Genomic DNA, 15,825 nt, shown 5'->3' on the forward strand with positions numbered 1-15,825 from the left:
AGTGGGTTTTCACCACGAGGGCACGAAGGCACGAAGGACGAAAGAGACCGAGAAGCGCAGAACCACAGAACCACAGAACCACAGAACCGCAGAAGCACAGAAGCACAGAAGCACAGAAGCACAGAAGCACAGAAGCACAGAAGCACAGAAGCACAGAAGCACAGAAGCACAGAAGCACAGAACCACAGAACCGAAGAACCTGCAACTCGCAACTTTCAAACCTGCAACATGTAAACCCGCAACTTGAATCTTCTGTGGTGAATCTTTCGTCCTCGGTCCTCGGTCCTTCGTCATCAAGCTAGCGATCAAAGCGGAAGATCGCCACGTCGGGGTTGGGCGTGCCGGTGAAAAGGTCGCGGATGATCTCAGCGGCGATCAGGCTGTAGGTGATGCCATTGCCGCCATAGCCCAGCGCGAAGTAGCCATTCGGCCACTCGGGGGTTTCGCCAATGTAGGCCAGCCCATCCTTGGTTTCGCCAAAGGTGCCGACCCAGGCGTAGGCCACCTCGATTGGGCCACGCGGGAACATGGCGTTGTAGCGCTTCAGCAGGCGCTCGGTCTTTTTGGGCAGGCGGTGGTCGCGCTTGGCATCGCTGTCGAACAGGTCGTCTTCGCCGCCCACGAGCACGCGCCCGTCGTCGGTGGTGCGCATGTAGAGGTAGGGCCGCGCGCTTTCCCAGATCAGGCAGCCATCCTCGCCCCAGCCCTCGACCGGGCTGGTTGGCTCGCTGATGAATGCGTAGGTGCTTTTGAACGAAACGACTTTCTGCTTAAGGTATTGCTGCGTCTCGAAGCCAGCGGCAACGGCCACGCGGCGCGCCTGCACGCGGCATCCCCGCTCGGTGGTGAGCGTCACGCCGTCGGCTTCGTGCTCGTACTTCTCAATGGTGGTGCGGTCGTAGATGCGTGCGCCCATGCCTGCGGCGGCATGGAGCAGGGCGTGCGTGAGGCGGTAGGCATCCACCTGCGCGGCGTCGTAGGACAGCAGCGCAGCGGGGTAGTCGAACGAGAAGCGACTGGTGATGTCGCTGCGTTCGAGGAAATCGAGCCGGATGCCGGCGGCGCGGCGGGCTTCGTACTCGTCGCGCAGGGCGGGAACGTCGCGCCTGGTGCTGGCGAGGTAGAGGCTTTTTTTCGGCATGTAGCCGCAGTCGTCGCCCAGCTCTTCGGTCAGCTTGCCGATTTTGTGGATGGCTTCGAGGCAGAGGTGGTAGCTGCGCACGGCGTGTTCGCGCCCAACCATGCCGATCAGGTCGGCCAGGTGCGTATCGACTTCATATTGCAGCAGGGCGGTGCTGGCGCTGGTGCTGCCGGTGCCGATGTCGCGCCGGTCGAGCACAACCACGCCAACGCCGGCTTTCGCGAGATGATAGGCAACCAGCGCGCCGGTGATGCCGCCGCCGATCACGGCCACGTCGCAGCGCAGATCTTCGGCCAGGGTGGGGTAGCTGCGGATTAGGCCATTTTTAATCGGCCAGAACGGGTAGCCCGATTTGAGATCCATGAAAGCTCCATTGCAACAACAGGTGAACAAGGCAGCCGCCAGGCGCCCGCGTCGTCAGCATCCTTCACAACAATGGCCCCAACCCCGCCCCATCCCCGCACCTGGCGGCTCCATGTCCTACGAAATCGTATGCGCCGGGGATGCACGCTGCGGGCGGCAAAAGGGCTTCTGCTATAATAGCCGCGCCGCCCGGCGGCATTGTTGAGCGCATAAGGAGAAAACCAATGGCCTATGGTGTGAAACTCGATCCGCGGCCAATCGGGCCGGGGCTGAGCGTGCGCGACCTCGTCGACCAGCACCTGTATGCCTATAACGGGGCGCGGCTGCGCGAAGCCTGCCAGCTCTTCGCCCGCAAAATCGCCCAGCCCGACGTGACCGTGGGCGTGACGCTTTCGGGCGCGCTGACGCCAACCGGCCTGGGCACGTCGGCAATTGTACCGCTGATCCGCGCCGGCCTGATCGACTGGGTGGTGAGCACGGGCGCAAACCTCTACCACGACATGCACCGCTCGCTGGGCTTCGAGCTGTTCAACACCACGCCCTTCACCGACGACCGCGAGCTGCGCGACAAGCATATTATTCGCATCTACGACATTCTGTTCGACCAGGACGTGCTGCTGGAGTCGGATGAATTTCTGCGCCAGTGCATTCGCGGCCCCGAGTTCCAGCGCACCATGGGCACGGCCGAGCTGCACTACCTGCTGGGGCGCTACACGCAGGCGCGCGAAAAAGCGATCGGCACCGAGTATGTGTCGATCCTGACGGCGGCGCACGAATGCGGCGTGCCGCTCTATACCTCCAGCCCGGGCGACTCGACGATTGGCATGAATGTGGCGGCGCTGGCGCTAGCTGGCAACCAGCTCAAGTTCGATGTCGAGCGCGATGTGAACGAAACGACTGCAATTGTCCACCGCGCCAAAAAGGGCGGCGGCCAGAGCGCCGTGATGATCTTTGGCGGCGGCTCGCCCAAGAACTTCATTCTGCAAACCGAGCCGCAGCTTCAGGAAATCATGGGCATCTCGGAAAAGGGCCACGACTACTTCATCCAGTTCACCGACGCGCGCCCCGACACGGGCGGCCTGAGCGGCGCAACGCCCAGCGAGGCAATGACGTGGGGCAAAGTCGACCCCGACCAGCTGCCCGACACGATTGTGTGCTACGCCGACAGCACGATTGTGATGCCAATTCTCACCGCTTACGCGCTGGAATGTGTGGGCGCGCGCCCGCTGAAGCGCCTGTACGACCAGCGCGACTCGCTGCTGCAAGATTTGCAGGACGACTACGCCAAGGCCAGCACGCCCCACCACAGCGACGACATTCTGGGCGGCGGTGGCGGCACGGCCATCGGGCGCGGCACGCCGGACGCGGGGCATTAGGGCGCTGCTTTGTGCGCAGTTTTCGCGCGTAGCGCGAAAACTGCGCACAACAATAATCGAAATACCATGCTGCCGCAGGCTATAAATCAGTTCTTTCCCAAGCAGCTTAGAGAAGAAATGCAATGACCATCATCGACCGAAACGTCGACGTGGCAATGCGCCGCGCCAACATGGACAACCTGCCCAATTTCGCGCTGCCGCCCGGCTTCAGCGCGACATACTACCATCACGGCGACGTCGCGGCATGGCTGGCGGTGCAGCAGGCCGCCGAGCGCCACTTCCCAATCGACGAAGCGCGCTTCTGGCGGGCGTTCGGCTCGCACCCTGAGGAGCTGCCGCGCCGCCAGATCTTCATTCGCAATGATGCGGGCGCACCGATTGGCACAATCACCGCCTGGTTTGGCAACGATAAAGACGATGACGAGATCGGCCGCATTCACTGGGTGGCGATTGTGCCCGACTACCAGGGGCGCGGCCTGGCCAAGCCGATGCTGGCGCTGGCCTGCTGGCGGCTGCGCGAGCTGGGCCACACCCACGCTTTCCTCGACACATCGAGCGCGCGTGTGCCGGCGATCAATCTGTATCGCTCGTTTGGCTTCGCGCCCGACATCGCGACGCCCGAGGACGCGGCGAACTGGCAGGAGTTGATGCCGTTTTTGAAGTGAATCGCTTCGGGAAAAAGCCACAGAGCGCACAGAGGCCACCGAGTTTTCTTCTCTGTGACCTCGGTGCGCTCGGTGGCTCTTTTGCGTGTGGGATCACATCGGCAGAAGCAGCGCGCCCAGGCTCGCGCCCACCACCAGCGCCAGACAGAAGTAGTCGGCGCGGGCGAGCGGGCGCTCGTAGAGCAGGGTGGCGGGCTGTTCTGCCGTGAAGCCACGCGCCTCCAGCGCGGTTGCCAGCTCGCCCGCGCGGCGCAGCGCCCCGGCGTAGGCAGGAACCAGCAGCGCGGCCAGGCTGTCGCGGCGGGCGCGCAGCGAGCCGTGCCGGAAGTCGGCACCGCGCGCAAGCTGCGCCTTGACCAGCAGCTCCAGCTCGTTCGCCAGCGTGGGAATGAAGCGCAGCGCCAGGAGCGCCATCAGCGCAAAGGCATCGACGGGCAGGCGCAGGCGGCGCAGCGGCCCGAGCAGAATCGTCACCCCTTCGATCAGCGCCACCGGCGAGGTCGTCATCGTCAGCAACAACGCCAGCAAGTACAGCGCGAGAAACGACACCGCCAGTTGCGCGGCCACCCGCACGGACTCATAGGTCACTACCAGCGGGCCGAGCGCGAACCAGGTCGTTCCTTCCACGCCCAGCAGCAGAATCGCCGGGATGGTGCCGAGCAGCGTCAGCAGCGTGAGCCAGCGCATGCGCCGCCACAGCGCCCGTGCGCCCACGCGCGCCAGCGCCGCGCCAAGCAGGGCCAGCAGCACCAGCGCGGCGTAGGGCGCAACGCGGCCAAGCTGATTTGCCGCCGTGGTGTAGCCAACCAGCCAGACCAGCGCCAGCAGCTTGGTACGCGCACGCAGGCGATGGAGCGGGCTGTCGATTGGGAAGTAGGTGCCGGGCGCAAACTGCTCGAACATCAGCGCCCTCGCAGCGCGGCAACGGCCTGCGCAACTGTGGAAATGCCGTCAGGAAGCGCAATCCCCTCCATACGCAGCAGCGCCAGCAGCTCGAACAGCGGCGGCGCGGCCAGCCCCCAGCCACGCAGCGCGGCCGGGTCGGCAAAAATCGCGGCGGGCGGGCCCTGCGCCACCAGCCGCCCGCCTTGCAGCACCACCACCCAATCGGCCAGCGCGGCCACTTCGGCCATGTCGTGCGACACCAGCACCACGGTGACGCCACGCGCCTGCCGCGCCGCCCCAATCGCGCGGAGCAGCTCGGCGCGACCAGCCGCATCCAGCCCAACCGTCGGCTCGTCCAGCACCAGCACCTGCGGGTCGAGCGCAAGCACGCCAGCCAGCGCGGCGCGGCGCTGCTGCCCGCCCGAAAGACTGAATGGCGAGCGCAGGGCGTAGTCGTGCGGCGGCAGGCCCACCAGCGCCAGCGCGTCGGCGGCGCGGGCGGCGGCGGCAGCCGAAGGGAGGCCGGCGCGCTGCGGGCCAAACATCACGTCGGCAAACAGCGTTGGCGCGAACAGCTGCGCCTCGGGGAACTGGAACAGCATGCCCACCGCGCGCCGCACCGCCCGCATATCTGCCCCGGCGAGGTCGGCGCCGTTCAGCAGCACGCGCCCGGCAGCGGGCCGCAGCAAGCCATTAAAATGCTGCACCAGCGTCGATTTGCCCGAGCCGGTGACGCCCACAATCGCGGTGCAGCCGCCACGCGCGATCTGCACGCTGATATTTTCCAGCGCAAATCGGCCGGGCGGGCCGGATTGGTAGCGGTAGGCGAGGTTTTCGACGCTGATGATCGGGTCGGTCATTCGGGCGCGCCCTGAGCGGTTGCGGCGTGTTCCACCAGCGTATCGGAAAAGTGGATGAAGGGAAAGCACTCGGGGATGTGCGAATCCCACACGCCGTGCGGGCTCCAGGCCCAGCCGCTCGAGTCCTCGGCGGGCGGCGCGGCGCGATACTGGTTGAAGCGCGAAAAATCCATGCGCCAGGTGTCGCCGTGGCGTGGCGGCAGCGCGCGACCATCGCCATGCGCCAGCCAGCCCATTCCCGCCCACGGAAAAGCCAGCTCGACCGTCCAGCCGCGGTCGCGGTCGCTGTCGTCGTTGAGCGTGCCGTCCACATGCACGGCCGAGCGCAGGCCAGGGAAATCCCAGTTCCAGAAGCCAATACGCGGCCCGCGAGGGTGCCTGGTGAAGCCCACGCCGTTGAACGGCAGCACCTGCGGATGGTCGCGCCCGAACTCGGGCGCTTGCGCGTAGCCGCCGCGCGCATAGGCTTCTTCCCAGATGAAGAACACTTCGTAGATCGTGCCAAGCGCGTTGATCTCGAACTCGTAGTAGGCATCCTGGCCGGCAATAAAGACCTCGACGTCGTTGTTGGTGTAGATCAGCGAGTCGCGCTCGGTGAGCGTGGCGGCGACGTGCGGCTCTTCGACCCAGAAGCCAACGTAGAGGTTTTCGTCATCCCACAGCACGGCGGCGCGGGTGTCGTGCACGGCGCGCGCGCCGCTGATCAGGTCAGCAAAGCGCGGCGAACGCGGCGCAGCCTGCCAGCATGCTTCATCCAGCTTGCCATCGACGGTGGGCGGCGCGCCGACGCGGTAGGCGGTGTAATGGGCGATTTTGTCTTCGGGCCAGGGAAATGCGGCCATGCGCAAACCTCGCTTTGCTGTGGCGGTGGTGCATGGCGCGTATTGTAGCAGGAGTCAGGAGCCAGAAGTCAGGAGTCAGCAAGGCGGCACCCTTCTGCCACTCAGAGTGCCGCCTTTCGTCGTTCATCATTCGTCATTCGTCATTTGTCGTTCGTTGTTCGCCGGCAGAAGCGGGACGCTACGCGCCCTTGAGCAGCGCGCTTATGCGGCTCGCGAGCGCCTCGTCGGCGCGCACGATAAGGACCACTGCGGCGTCGTGCATCTGCTCCACGATGCGCTGCGCAGCATCAGCGTCGAGCCCGGCGTCAGCCAGCTCGCCAGCAAATGCGCCGGTGGCGAAGCTGCCAACCCGGTCGCGCTCGGCGTTATGCGCGTGCGCGCCCGCGTCGGCAAAACTGCCCATGTGCTCGCGCGAGGTGTCACTCGCGCTCTGGCCGCTGGCGAAGCTGCCAACCCGGTCGCGCTCGGCGCTGTGCTGGTGGCCGCCGCTGTCGGCAAAGCTACCCGTATGTGCGCTGCCGCCCGGCGCGAGCATGCGGATGGCCGCGCGCGGCACTCCTGCGCCCTCAAGCTGTTTGGCGGCTTCCTCGGCGGCGTGGGCGTCGGCGTAGACCTGGTACAGCGTTGTTTCCATGGGTCGCTCCTTTCGTCGATCACAAAACCAATCGGCTGTGAGCGATTGCGGTGCGATGAAGGCGCACTTTCAATTCGCTCTCTGCACCTATGGTCTCGGCAGGCGGCGTTGTGTTACACGACTGTTTGGATCAACAGATACCACCCGCGCGCATCCTGTATAATAGGGGCATGAGCAACCAACAAACCATCTATGAGCTTGCCGGCGGTGATCCGCCGTTTCGCGCGCTGGTCGAGCGCTTCTACGCCCGCGTCGAGGCCGACCCGCTGCTGCGCCCGCTATTCCCCGACGATCTTGAGCCGGGGAAAGAAGGTCAGTTCCTGTTTATTGCGCAGTATTTTGGCGGCCCGCCGCGCTATAATGCCCAGCGCGGGCATCCACGCCTGCGCATGCGCCACATGCCCTTTGCGATCGGTCAGGCGGAACGCGACGCCTGGGTGGGGCATATGCTCGCCGCCGTCGACGAGGTGGGCTTTGCCGAGCCGGTGCGCAGCGCCCTGCGCGAGTATTTCGAGCGCGCCGGGACGTTTATGATCAACCAGCAGGGTCAGGCCGGCATCGAGCTGCGCGGCTGAGAGAACATCCACAGATTACACAGATTACACAGATTTTGGCACACGCAAAAGGACGAGGGAAAATCCCTCGTCCTTTTGCTGCTCCCCCTCGGCAGGTGCTAGTGCGTTTGCGGCACGTCGTCGCCGCCCCACCAGTCCTGATACCAGCGCGCAACTTCGCTGATCTCATACGAGCTGCCGTCGCTGAAGCCGTAGACGTGCAGCTTCCACTCGCCCCAGCCGCCCCAGGCGTACACACTTTCGTTGAAGCCGGCGCCATTCGTGCTGCGCGCCATCTCAGAAAAGCCGCGATACAGGTAAAGATCGGGGTCGCCGCCGGTCCACGCCAGGTTAGCCCAGGTTTCGATCACACTGCTGTCGAACATGCTCCAGATGTCGCAGGTGCCGCGCGCCACCGACGGGTCGATGGTGAACTTCAGGAAGTAAGGCGTGCGCGGCTTGCGCTCGTCGAGCACCTCGATCTGGATCAGGCGGTCGCGCTGCAGGTTGGGCTTGTCGTGATCGTGCTCGGGCAGCGGGTCGGATGCTTCGCGCAGCAGCTCGGCACGATCTTCCTCCGACATTTCCTTCACGGCGGCGGGGTCGGAAAGCTTGTGCAGCGCTTCGAGCTGGCGCTGGAGCCGTTCGCTCTGGAGCTTGCACGCTTCGGCCTGGCGCTCGCGCATAAAGGCGAAATCGGCGTCGGTGCCGGGCGCAAACTCCATGGAGATGATGCTGGCCTCGGCGGCAAACTTATCGACGGCCTCGGGCTGGCCGTGCACGTAGATGCGGAAGTTGCCCTGGCCCTGCGGGTTCGAGTAGTAGGCGATGCCGGTCACATAGCCGTCATGCTTCAAATACTCTTTGAACTCAACCGGGGTGCCCTTGCGCGACGTGTCGGTTGTGCTTGGGTAGATTTTGCGTGGCTGCCACCTTGCTTCATCACTCATTGCATCCTCCCATTGTGTGTCAGTTTCTTATCTAAACGCGGCCTTGCCGGGTTTTCGCGGATGGCACGCGATTACAGGGTGTCGTTTTCTTGCATTGGCAGTGGGGATTGTGGAGAAAGCAGACGATGCGCAACGAAAATACGCACCACGCATTACGCACTATGCTCTTGGCTCTGTAGTGCATAGTGCATAGTGCGTGGCGTAGTGCGTAATGGTTTACTGGGCGCCAAGCGTGCTGCGCAGCTGCTCAAGCGGCACGCCGTCGAGGCAGCGAAAGCCGAGGTAGCTGTAGGCCTGATTGGCGAGCAGCGGGTAGCGGCGCGTGGCGTCGGCGCCGTCGGCGGTGGTGTAGAAGCTGCCGCCGCGCACCACTGCGGGCGCGGGCTTCTGGCCGGCGTCGGCGGGAGCGGGCCAGGTGGCGGCCAGCGCGCCCGGCTGCGTGTAGGGAAGGTAGAGCGAGCTGGTCCACTCCTGTACGTTGCCAGCCATGTCGGCCACGCCGTCGGGCGTGCGATCAGCGGGGAGGCTTGCAACCGGCTGGGACGCGCCGCCGCCACTGCTCGCGCCGACATTGACCGCGCCGGGGATGGGCGGGCTGTCGCCGGTGGGGAAGCGCCGCCCATCCGGCCCGCGCGCGGCCCACTCCCATTCCACCTCAGTAGGCAGGCGGCGACCCAGCCAGCCGCAGAACTGGCTGGCCTGCGGCAGCGTCACGTTGGTGACCGGCAGGTCGGCAATCGCGGCCTCGCAGACCTGCTGCGCGGCGTAGGCCGGGTCGTTGCCGCAGCCGCCCGCCTCGCGGCACAGGCAGAACTGCGCGTTCGATACTTCGTGCGCGTCGATGGCGAAGGGCGGCAAGGCAACCGTGCGGGCCGGGCGGCTGGGCGGCGCGGCAAAGGCGTCATTCGAACCGATGGTGGCGCGGCCACCGGGCACGGCAACGGCGACCGTGGGGCTAGCCCAGATTGCCTGCTGACGCAGCCACAGCGGGCGGGCCAGAACGGTGGCGCTGGCAAGCACCAGCACACTAAGCAAAACTACCAGTGCGCGCAGGTTGCGCACGGCGCGGCTTTGCGCCCGGGCGAGGGCCTGAGCCTGTGCCAGCGCAGCCGCCTGGGCTTCAGCGCGGGCCTGCTCGGCGGCAAGCAGGGCATCGCGGCTGGCTTGCGCCAGGGCTGGCAGGGCTTCCTCAAACCCTAATTCAAGGGCGTCGGGGCCAGATAACCAGCGCTCGGCCTCGGCCAGCTCCAGATCGTCGAGCAGACCGTTTGCGCCGCGCCCGAGGCGCAGCCATTCGTCCGCCTTGCTTTCCAGGCGGCGGCGCTCCAGCTCGGCCTCGCGGCGCTCGGCCAGCCAGGTTTGCAGCGTCGGCCAGCTGGTGATCAGCGTTTCGTGGGCGATGTCGGCGTGGCGCGGGCCGCCCTGCGCGCCGCTGAGCGTCAGCAGGCGCTGTTCGGCAAGGTGCAACACGGCGCGCTCGAACGCCCGTGGGTCGTCGGCGTGCGCGCGCAGGGCGTCGAGCGACTGCTGGCGGCGGGTGTCGGCCCGGCCCGCGCCAAACTGCACCAGGCGCAGAAAGACGCGCCGCGCAATCGCCTGACCGGCGAGGTCGAGCGCGGCCAGCGCGGCGTCGGCGCGGCGCGCCAGCACCACGTGCAGGCCGGCACGCGCGCCCGCACCCGGCAGCACAATCGCTTCGTAGGCAGCCAGCGGCAGGCTGCGCGCATCGAGCCGATCCCAAAGCAGGCGCAGCGTTTCCTGCACAATCGGCAGCACGCCCGGCTCACCAGCGGCGTCGGCCACCAGCCGCTCGGCCAGCGCCGGCTCGACTTGCACGCCAACCGCCTGGGCGGGCTGCACAATCGCGGCGCGCAGGCCGCGCGCATCGAGCGGCACGACCTCGGCGCGCTGGCGCTGGATCAAGGGCCACAGCGGCGCAAGCATCAGGTCGGGGTAGAAATCGGCGCGCACCGTCAGCGCCACGTAGCAGCCCGGCTGCGCCACCAGCGCCAGAACGGCCCCCTGGAACTGCGCGGCGTCGGGTGGCGCGGCGGCAAACACTTCCTCGAACTGGTCGATCACCAAGAGCAGGCGGGCGTGCGCGGTGCGCGCCAGCAGCGCGGCGGCGTCGTTCCCGGTTGCTTCGGCCAGGGCCGCCAGCGGCGCGCTGCCCGGTCGCATGGTGCGAACCAGCCACTCGCCCTCGCCAAACAGCGTGCTGCGGCGCAGCGCGGGGATGAGCCCAGCGAAGACGAGCGACGACTTGCCGCTGCCCGATGGGCCGATCAGCGCCAGGAACGGGTGCAGGTGCAGCCGCGCCACAAGATCCTGCACCTCGGCCTCGCGCCCGAAAAAGAGCTCGCTGGTGTATTCGCTGAAGGGCACCATGCCGGGGTAGGGGCAGGGCGGGCGCGGCGCGGGCGCGGCCGGGGTGCGGCGCGGCGGAACCAGCGCGTCGAGGTTGGGTGGGGGCAGGCGACCGACCCGCAGCGTGCCACGCGCCACCTGCACAAAGGTTTCGCGCTCGTCGGGCGCGAGGCGCAGCGGCTCGGCCAGCTTCTGCGCAAGGTCGCGCGAAGGGCGCTGCCCATCCGACTCGATCTTGCGGATGGTGGCGACGCTGTAGGCCACGCGCTGCGCCAGCTCTTCCTGCGAGAGATCGAGCGCCCGACGGCGCAGGCGCACCCACTCGCCAAACGAGAATACTTCCTCAATCACCTCGTCGTTCACTGCCACGCGCCACCTCTGCGATTTGCCGCTGTTCATGCGAGAGCGGCGCGGTTCCCCCCAAGACCATCGCCTCCCCGCCGCACCGCTCTCATAGATATAAACGGGCAAAAACGCCAATTATCGCTTTTTATCTCACTTTTTGTAGCGCAAAGTCATACTCCTGCGCGGGGCCGCCATGCTTCACTGTGGCCACGAACACAAGCACGGCAACACAGGAGGAAAGCGATGAACACCCCGACTATTGAACTGACCGACCACGAGGGCTACGACATGTTCCGGCGCGCAATCGTCGGGCGCGACGGCCAGGCATGGGCTGTGATCTACACGCGCTACCGCGGGCTGCTGCTGGCCTGGGCGCGCCGCTTCAGCGTGCGCCTGTCGGTCGATGAGCGCGCCGACGACGTGGCCGATCAGGCGTTTGCGCGGGCGTGGTCGGCGCTGACGCCCGAGCGCTTCGGCCAGTTCCCAACGCTGGCGAGCCTGCTGGCCTACCTGCGCAGCTGCGTTTCCAGCACGGTGATCGATATCGCCCGCGCACAGCTGGCGCACGAGCGGCGCATCCAGCCCGCCACCGAGCGGAGCGGCGCGTCGGCAGAGCAGCTGGTGATTGGCGACCTGGAGCGCGGCGAGCTGTGGCAGCTGGTGAACGCCGTGGCGCACAGCGCCGCCGAGCGCACGCTGCTGGTCGAGAGCTTTGTGCACGACCAGCCGCCGCGCGCCATACAGGCCCGCCACCCCGACCTGTTCCCAAGCATCGACGCGATCTACCGCACCAAGCGCAACTTGCTGGAGCGGCTGCAGCGCAACCCGGCGCTGCAAGGGCTCGCCGTCGGGTAAGAAACGAGTTGCAGGTCAGAAGGTTGAACGTTCGCATGTTTCCGTCAACCTGCAACTTGCCAACTGGCTACTGCCTACTATCGCTGGGGAGGATGTGATGAAGATCGTGAAACATGTGGAAACAGCGCCGCCCGCGCGCTACCCCGGCGATGCAAACGCGCACGGCGTGCCGCTGGTGGGGCAGAATGGCGAGCAGGCGATCAAAAACTTCCAGCTGATTCTGAGCCGTCTGTCGCCGGCCGAGCGCGCCGCCTTCGAGCAGCTGCGCGCCCAGGCGCTGGCCGAGCTTGCCGCCGACGAAGAGCCGCCGCTGCTGGAGCGCGCCGTGGGCGGCTAGCGCGTCCTGATGCGGCGAACTGACTTGTACCTGCGCATGCTATACTGGATCATCCGTGAGCGCCGCGCCCGCGCCCGCCGCCATAGCGTGAAGAAACAGCCGTGTAAGGAGAACAAAGATGTACACCATTTCCGGCCGCTTCAACGGGCAAACGATTGAACTTCTCGAAGACCCGCCAACCGGCGGCGAGGCCTATGTGCTGGTCACGTTTCTGGAAGGCAGCATGGAAGTGGCCGCCGCGCGCGGGCAGCGCCGCTCGGTCAGCGTCGCCATGTACAACCTCGACGCCTACCGCCAGTCGCTGGCGAAAAGCATGTCTAAGCCCTCGCCCGCCGTCGACCGCCAGCGGCCCTTCAGCGTTGGCGAGGTGATGACGCGCAAGGTGATCTCGATTTCGCCGGGCGAAAACGTGATGAACGCCATGCACCTGATGCACCAGCAAGGCATTACCAGTGTGCTGGTCGAGCCGGGCGACGAGGGCGACTGGGGGATTATGACCATGCGCGACGTGCTGAAGCGCATTGTGAACGCCAATCGCGCGCCCGAAGAGGTGAAAGTTGGTGAGATCGCCACCCGCCCGCTGATCGATGTCACCGCCGAAACCAGCCTGCGCGATTGCAGTCAGCTCATGATCGACAAGAACATTCGGCGCGCGGTGGTGAGCCAGGGCGGCGAGCCGGTGGGCATCATCAGCGACACCGACCTGTTCCAGGTGGTCGAGGAGCGCGGCTGGGGGCCGCCCGAGCCAGTTGAGGAAGATCACCTGTAGGAGTTTTGAATGATAAGTGTTGAGTTTTGAGTTGATGTCTTTTCAACTCAAAACTCAACACTCAAAACTCAAACCTACATATGGCTAATCATCGCGTCGGCAAAGCCCGAGCAGCTCACCTCGGTCGCGCCGTTCATCAGGCGCGCGAAGTCGTAGGTCACGGTCTTGGCGGCGATGGCGCTTTCCAGCCCCTTGATGATCAGGTCGGCCGCTTCGCTCCAGCCCATGTAGCGCAGCATCATGTCGCCCGACAGGATGACCGAGCCGGGGTTGACTTTGTCGAGGTTGGCGTACTTCGGCGCGGTGCCGTGCGTGGCCTCGAAGATCGCGTGCCCGGTGACATAGTTGATGTTCGCGCCCGGCGCAATGCCGATGCCGCCCACCTGCGCCGCCAGCGCGTCGCTCAGGTAGTCGCCATTCAGGTTCAGCGTCGCAATCACATCGAAGTCGTCGGGGCGCGTCAGCACCTGCTGCAAGGTAATGTCGGCAATCGCGTCCTTCACCAGAATTTTGCCGCTGGCCAGTGCTTCTTTCTGCTCGGCGTTGGCGGCTGCCTCGCCGCGCGCGGCCTTGGTGCGCTCCCACTGGCTCCAGGTGTAGCACTGGTCGCCAAACGCGCCTTCGGCCAGGTCGTAGCCCCAGTCGCGGAACGCGCCCTCGGTGAACTTCATGATATTGCCCTTGTGGACAAACGTGACATTGCGGCGCTGGTGCGTGATCGCGTACTGGATGGCGGCGGCGATCAGGCGCTGCGCGCCCAGCTTGCTCACCGGCTTGATGCCAATGCCCACCTCCACCGACGAGTCGGCGTCCTGCCCGATCAGCTGCCGCCAGTCGGATGACTTCGCGGCGTCGCCAAAACGCACCTTGGCGAAGTCTTTCGGGAAGGTCGCGCTTAGGAAATCGAGCACCTGCTGCGCCTCGGGCGTGCCGGCGCGGTACTCAACACCCGCGTAGATGTCTTCGGTGTTCTCGCGGAAAATCACCATATCGACCAGCTCGGGCCGCTTGACTGGCGAAGGCACGCCGGTGAAGTAGCGCACCGGGCGCAGGCACACATACAGGTCGAGCAGTTGGCGCAGCGCGACGTTCAGCGAGCGGATGCCGCCGCCGACCGGCGTGGTGAGCGGGCCTTTGATGCCGACCAGGTACTTCTGGAAATCCGCCACCGTCTCGTCGGGCAGCCAGTTGCCGGTCTGCTTGAACGCCTTCTCGCCCGCCAGCACCTCGTGCCACATCAGCTTGCGCTTGCCGCCGTAGGCTTTCTCAACCGCCGCATCGAACACGCGCACGCTGGCGCGCCAGATATCGGGGCCGGTGCCATCGCCCTCCACAAACGGGATGATCGGAAAATCGGGCACTTGCAGGCTGCCATTCTGGATCGTGATGATCTCACCCGCTGGAGCCTGTGAGCTTGTCGCGGTCATTGTGTCTCCTTAAGCTGTTCTAGATTGCACCCGCCAGGCGCGGCGCGGCACGCCGGGGCACGAACCGCCCGCTATTATACCATCACGCGGGGCGCTGCATTCCAATCGGGCACTTCGGCCATGGGGCTACACCAAAAATGTACAGGAAACGGCAAGTATCCACAGATTACGCAGATTACGCAGATGAGAGACCTGATATCTGCGTAATCTGCGTAATCTGTGGATACATTTTGGAACCTTGACCTGGCCCTGCTTTAACATCCTTAATCTTTGACACTGCCTACCCGCTATGCTACACTGCCGCCGCACCACACCCCGCCCCATTGCTGGCCGCCTCCATGGCGGCGCGATTGCTTGAAGGAGCACTGCGTGACTGTTGCTGCCGCATCGGCGGTTCGCGAAATGGCCGACCGCATTCGCGCCAATATCGCGCGCGTGATCATCGGGAAAGAAAGCTGTGTCGACCTGATGCTGGTGGCGCTGCTGTGCGAGGGCCACGTGCTGCTGGAGGATGTGCCCGGCACTGGCAAAACCACCCTGGCGCGCGCGCTGGCCCGCTCGATCGCTGGCGAGTTCCGCCGCATCCAGTTCACGCCCGACCTGCTGCCCACCGATATTACCGGCCTGTCCTACTTCAACCAGAAGCTGGGCGAGTTTCAGTTCCGCGCCGGCGCGATTTTCACCAATGTGCTGCTCACCGACGAGATCAACCGGGCGACGCCGCGCACGCAAAGCGCGCTGCTGGAAGCCATGCAGGAGCGGCAGGTGACGATCGACGGCGCGACGCACGCGCTGCCGCGGCCGTTTCTGGTGCTGGCGACGCAAAACCCGGTTGAGCTGGAAGGCACCTTTCCGCTGCCCGAAGCGCAGCTCGACCGCTTTATGCTGCGCCTGGAGCTGGGCTACCCCGCCGCCGAAGAAGAAGTCGCAATTCTGGAGCGCTACGAACAATCCGAGCCGCTGGAAGGCATCGCGCCCGTGGCCGACGCCGCCGCCGTGCTGGAGCAGCAGCACGCCATCCGCAGCGTGCCCGTTTCCGACCCGGTGCGGCGCTACCTTGTCGATGTTGTGCGCGCCACCCGCGCCAGCGACGACGTGCAGCTTGGCGCGTCGCCACGCGCCTCATTGGCGCTGCACCGTGGCGCGCAGGCGCTGGCCGCGTTGCGCGGGCGCGATTTCGTGCGGCCCGACGACGTGAAGGAGCTGGCCGTGCCCGTACTGGCGCACCGCCTGATCCTGGCGCCCGAGGCGCGGCTGCGCGGCCGCTCGCCCGCCGAGGTCGTGCGCAATGCCGTTGCGAAAGTGCCCGCGCCGGTTGAGTAAAGCGCGAGACGCAAGCGACAAACCGCAAAGAGCGCAAAGAACGCGAAGTGCGTATTGAATACGCAACCACGAAGGCACAAAGACACGAAGGTTTCACGAAACAGCTACTCATATTTCGCAGTATGCATAATA

General features: G+C 65.7%; 15 protein-coding genes. 7 read left to right on the forward strand and 8 right to left on the reverse strand.

What is annotated here, in order from left to right; all coding sequences use genetic code 11:
- Positions 1–298: 298 nt before the first annotated feature.
- A complete protein-coding gene (locus M1P90_RS17485; protein WP_483704519.1) occupies positions 299–1,504 on the reverse strand; it encodes an NAD(P)/FAD-dependent oxidoreductase in 1,206 nt (401 codons plus the stop codon).
- A 224-nt stretch (positions 1,505–1,728) separates the two neighbouring features.
- Here M1P90_RS17485 and M1P90_RS17490 point away from each other — a divergent pair, with 224 nt between their 5' ends.
- Together M1P90_RS17490 and M1P90_RS17495 are read left to right on the forward strand one after the other, a co-directional pair.
- The gene (locus M1P90_RS17490) at positions 1,729–2,880 is read left to right on the forward strand and encodes a homospermidine biosynthesis protein (protein WP_483704521.1); all 1,152 of its coding nucleotides are present in this window, start codon (positions 1,729–1,731) and stop codon (positions 2,878–2,880) included.
- 122 nt (positions 2,881–3,002) lie between these two features.
- Positions 3,003–3,545, forward strand: a complete 543-nt coding sequence (locus M1P90_RS17495) for a GNAT family N-acetyltransferase (protein WP_483704523.1) — start codon at positions 3,003–3,005, stop codon at positions 3,543–3,545.
- A 93-nt stretch (positions 3,546–3,638) separates the two neighbouring features.
- Here M1P90_RS17495 and M1P90_RS17500 read toward each other — a convergent pair whose 3' ends face one another.
- The 4 genes from M1P90_RS17500 to M1P90_RS17515 all read right to left on the reverse strand — a co-directional run bounded on the left by M1P90_RS17500 (position 3,639) and on the right by M1P90_RS17515 (position 6,766).
- Positions 3,639–4,448, reverse strand: a complete 810-nt coding sequence (locus M1P90_RS17500) for an energy-coupling factor transporter transmembrane component T family protein (protein ID WP_483704525.1) — start codon at positions 4,446–4,448, stop codon at positions 3,639–3,641.
- Positions 4,448–5,290, reverse strand: coding sequence for an ATP-binding cassette domain-containing protein (locus tag M1P90_RS17505; RefSeq protein WP_483704527.1), 843 nt, complete (start codon positions 5,288–5,290; stop codon positions 4,448–4,450). The genes M1P90_RS17500 and M1P90_RS17505 overlap by 1 nt, the downstream gene beginning before the upstream one ends.
- Positions 5,287–6,132, reverse strand: coding sequence for a carbohydrate-binding family 9-like protein (locus tag M1P90_RS17510; protein WP_483704529.1), 846 nt, complete (start codon positions 6,130–6,132; stop codon positions 5,287–5,289). Before M1P90_RS17510 ends, M1P90_RS17505 begins: the two co-directional genes overlap by 4 nt.
- 178 nt (positions 6,133–6,310) lie before the next feature.
- On the reverse strand, positions 6,311–6,766 hold the full coding sequence (locus M1P90_RS17515; protein ID WP_483704531.1) for a hypothetical protein: 456 nt from the start codon (positions 6,764–6,766) through the stop codon (positions 6,311–6,313).
- Between the two features lie 170 nt (positions 6,767–6,936).
- Here M1P90_RS17515 and M1P90_RS17520 point away from each other — a divergent pair, with 170 nt between their 5' ends.
- Positions 6,937–7,341, forward strand: coding sequence for a globin domain-containing protein (locus M1P90_RS17520; RefSeq protein WP_483704533.1), 405 nt, complete (start codon positions 6,937–6,939; stop codon positions 7,339–7,341).
- A gap of 98 nt (positions 7,342–7,439) precedes the next feature.
- Here M1P90_RS17520 and M1P90_RS17525 read toward each other — a convergent pair whose 3' ends face one another.
- Together M1P90_RS17525 and M1P90_RS17530 are read right to left on the reverse strand one after the other, a co-directional pair.
- Positions 7,440–8,270 (reverse strand): hypothetical protein, encoded by an 831-nt coding sequence (locus tag M1P90_RS17525; RefSeq protein ID WP_483704535.1) that lies wholly within the window; start codon positions 8,268–8,270, stop codon positions 7,440–7,442.
- A 216-nt stretch (positions 8,271–8,486) separates the two neighbouring features.
- The gene (locus tag M1P90_RS17530; protein WP_483704537.1) at positions 8,487–11,006 is read right to left on the reverse strand and encodes an nSTAND1 domain-containing NTPase; all 2,520 of its coding nucleotides are present in this window, start codon (positions 11,004–11,006) and stop codon (positions 8,487–8,489) included.
- Between the two features lie 219 nt (positions 11,007–11,225).
- On the opposite strand from M1P90_RS17530, the gene M1P90_RS17535 reads away from it, so the two are divergent.
- The 3 genes from M1P90_RS17535 (at position 11,226) to M1P90_RS17545 (ending at position 12,943) form a co-directional block, all read left to right on the forward strand.
- Positions 11,226–11,837, forward strand: coding sequence for an RNA polymerase sigma factor (locus M1P90_RS17535; RefSeq protein WP_483704539.1), 612 nt, complete (start codon positions 11,226–11,228; stop codon positions 11,835–11,837).
- A gap of 97 nt (positions 11,838–11,934) precedes the next feature.
- On the forward strand, positions 11,935–12,174 hold the full coding sequence (locus tag M1P90_RS17540) for a hypothetical protein (RefSeq protein WP_483704541.1): 240 nt from the start codon (positions 11,935–11,937) through the stop codon (positions 12,172–12,174).
- 118 nt (positions 12,175–12,292) lie between these two features.
- Positions 12,293–12,943, forward strand: coding sequence for a CBS domain-containing protein (locus M1P90_RS17545; protein WP_483704543.1), 651 nt, complete (start codon positions 12,293–12,295; stop codon positions 12,941–12,943).
- Positions 12,944–13,017: 74 nt separating this feature from the next.
- On the opposite strand, the gene icd is transcribed toward M1P90_RS17545, so the two are convergent.
- Positions 13,018–14,370 carry an NADP-dependent isocitrate dehydrogenase gene (gene icd, locus M1P90_RS17550; protein WP_483704545.1) on the reverse strand — a complete coding sequence of 451 codons (1,353 nt, stop codon included), beginning with the start codon at positions 14,368–14,370 and terminating at the stop codon, positions 13,018–13,020.
- 369 nt (positions 14,371–14,739) lie between these two features.
- Between icd and M1P90_RS17555 the strand changes: the two genes are divergently transcribed.
- Entirely contained in the window at positions 14,740–15,693 is a 954-nt protein-coding gene (locus tag M1P90_RS17555; RefSeq protein ID WP_483704547.1) for an AAA family ATPase, read from the forward strand.
- Positions 15,694–15,825: the final 132 nt, after the last annotated feature.

It is taken from the genome of Kouleothrix sp. 19917, assembly GCF_057073505.1.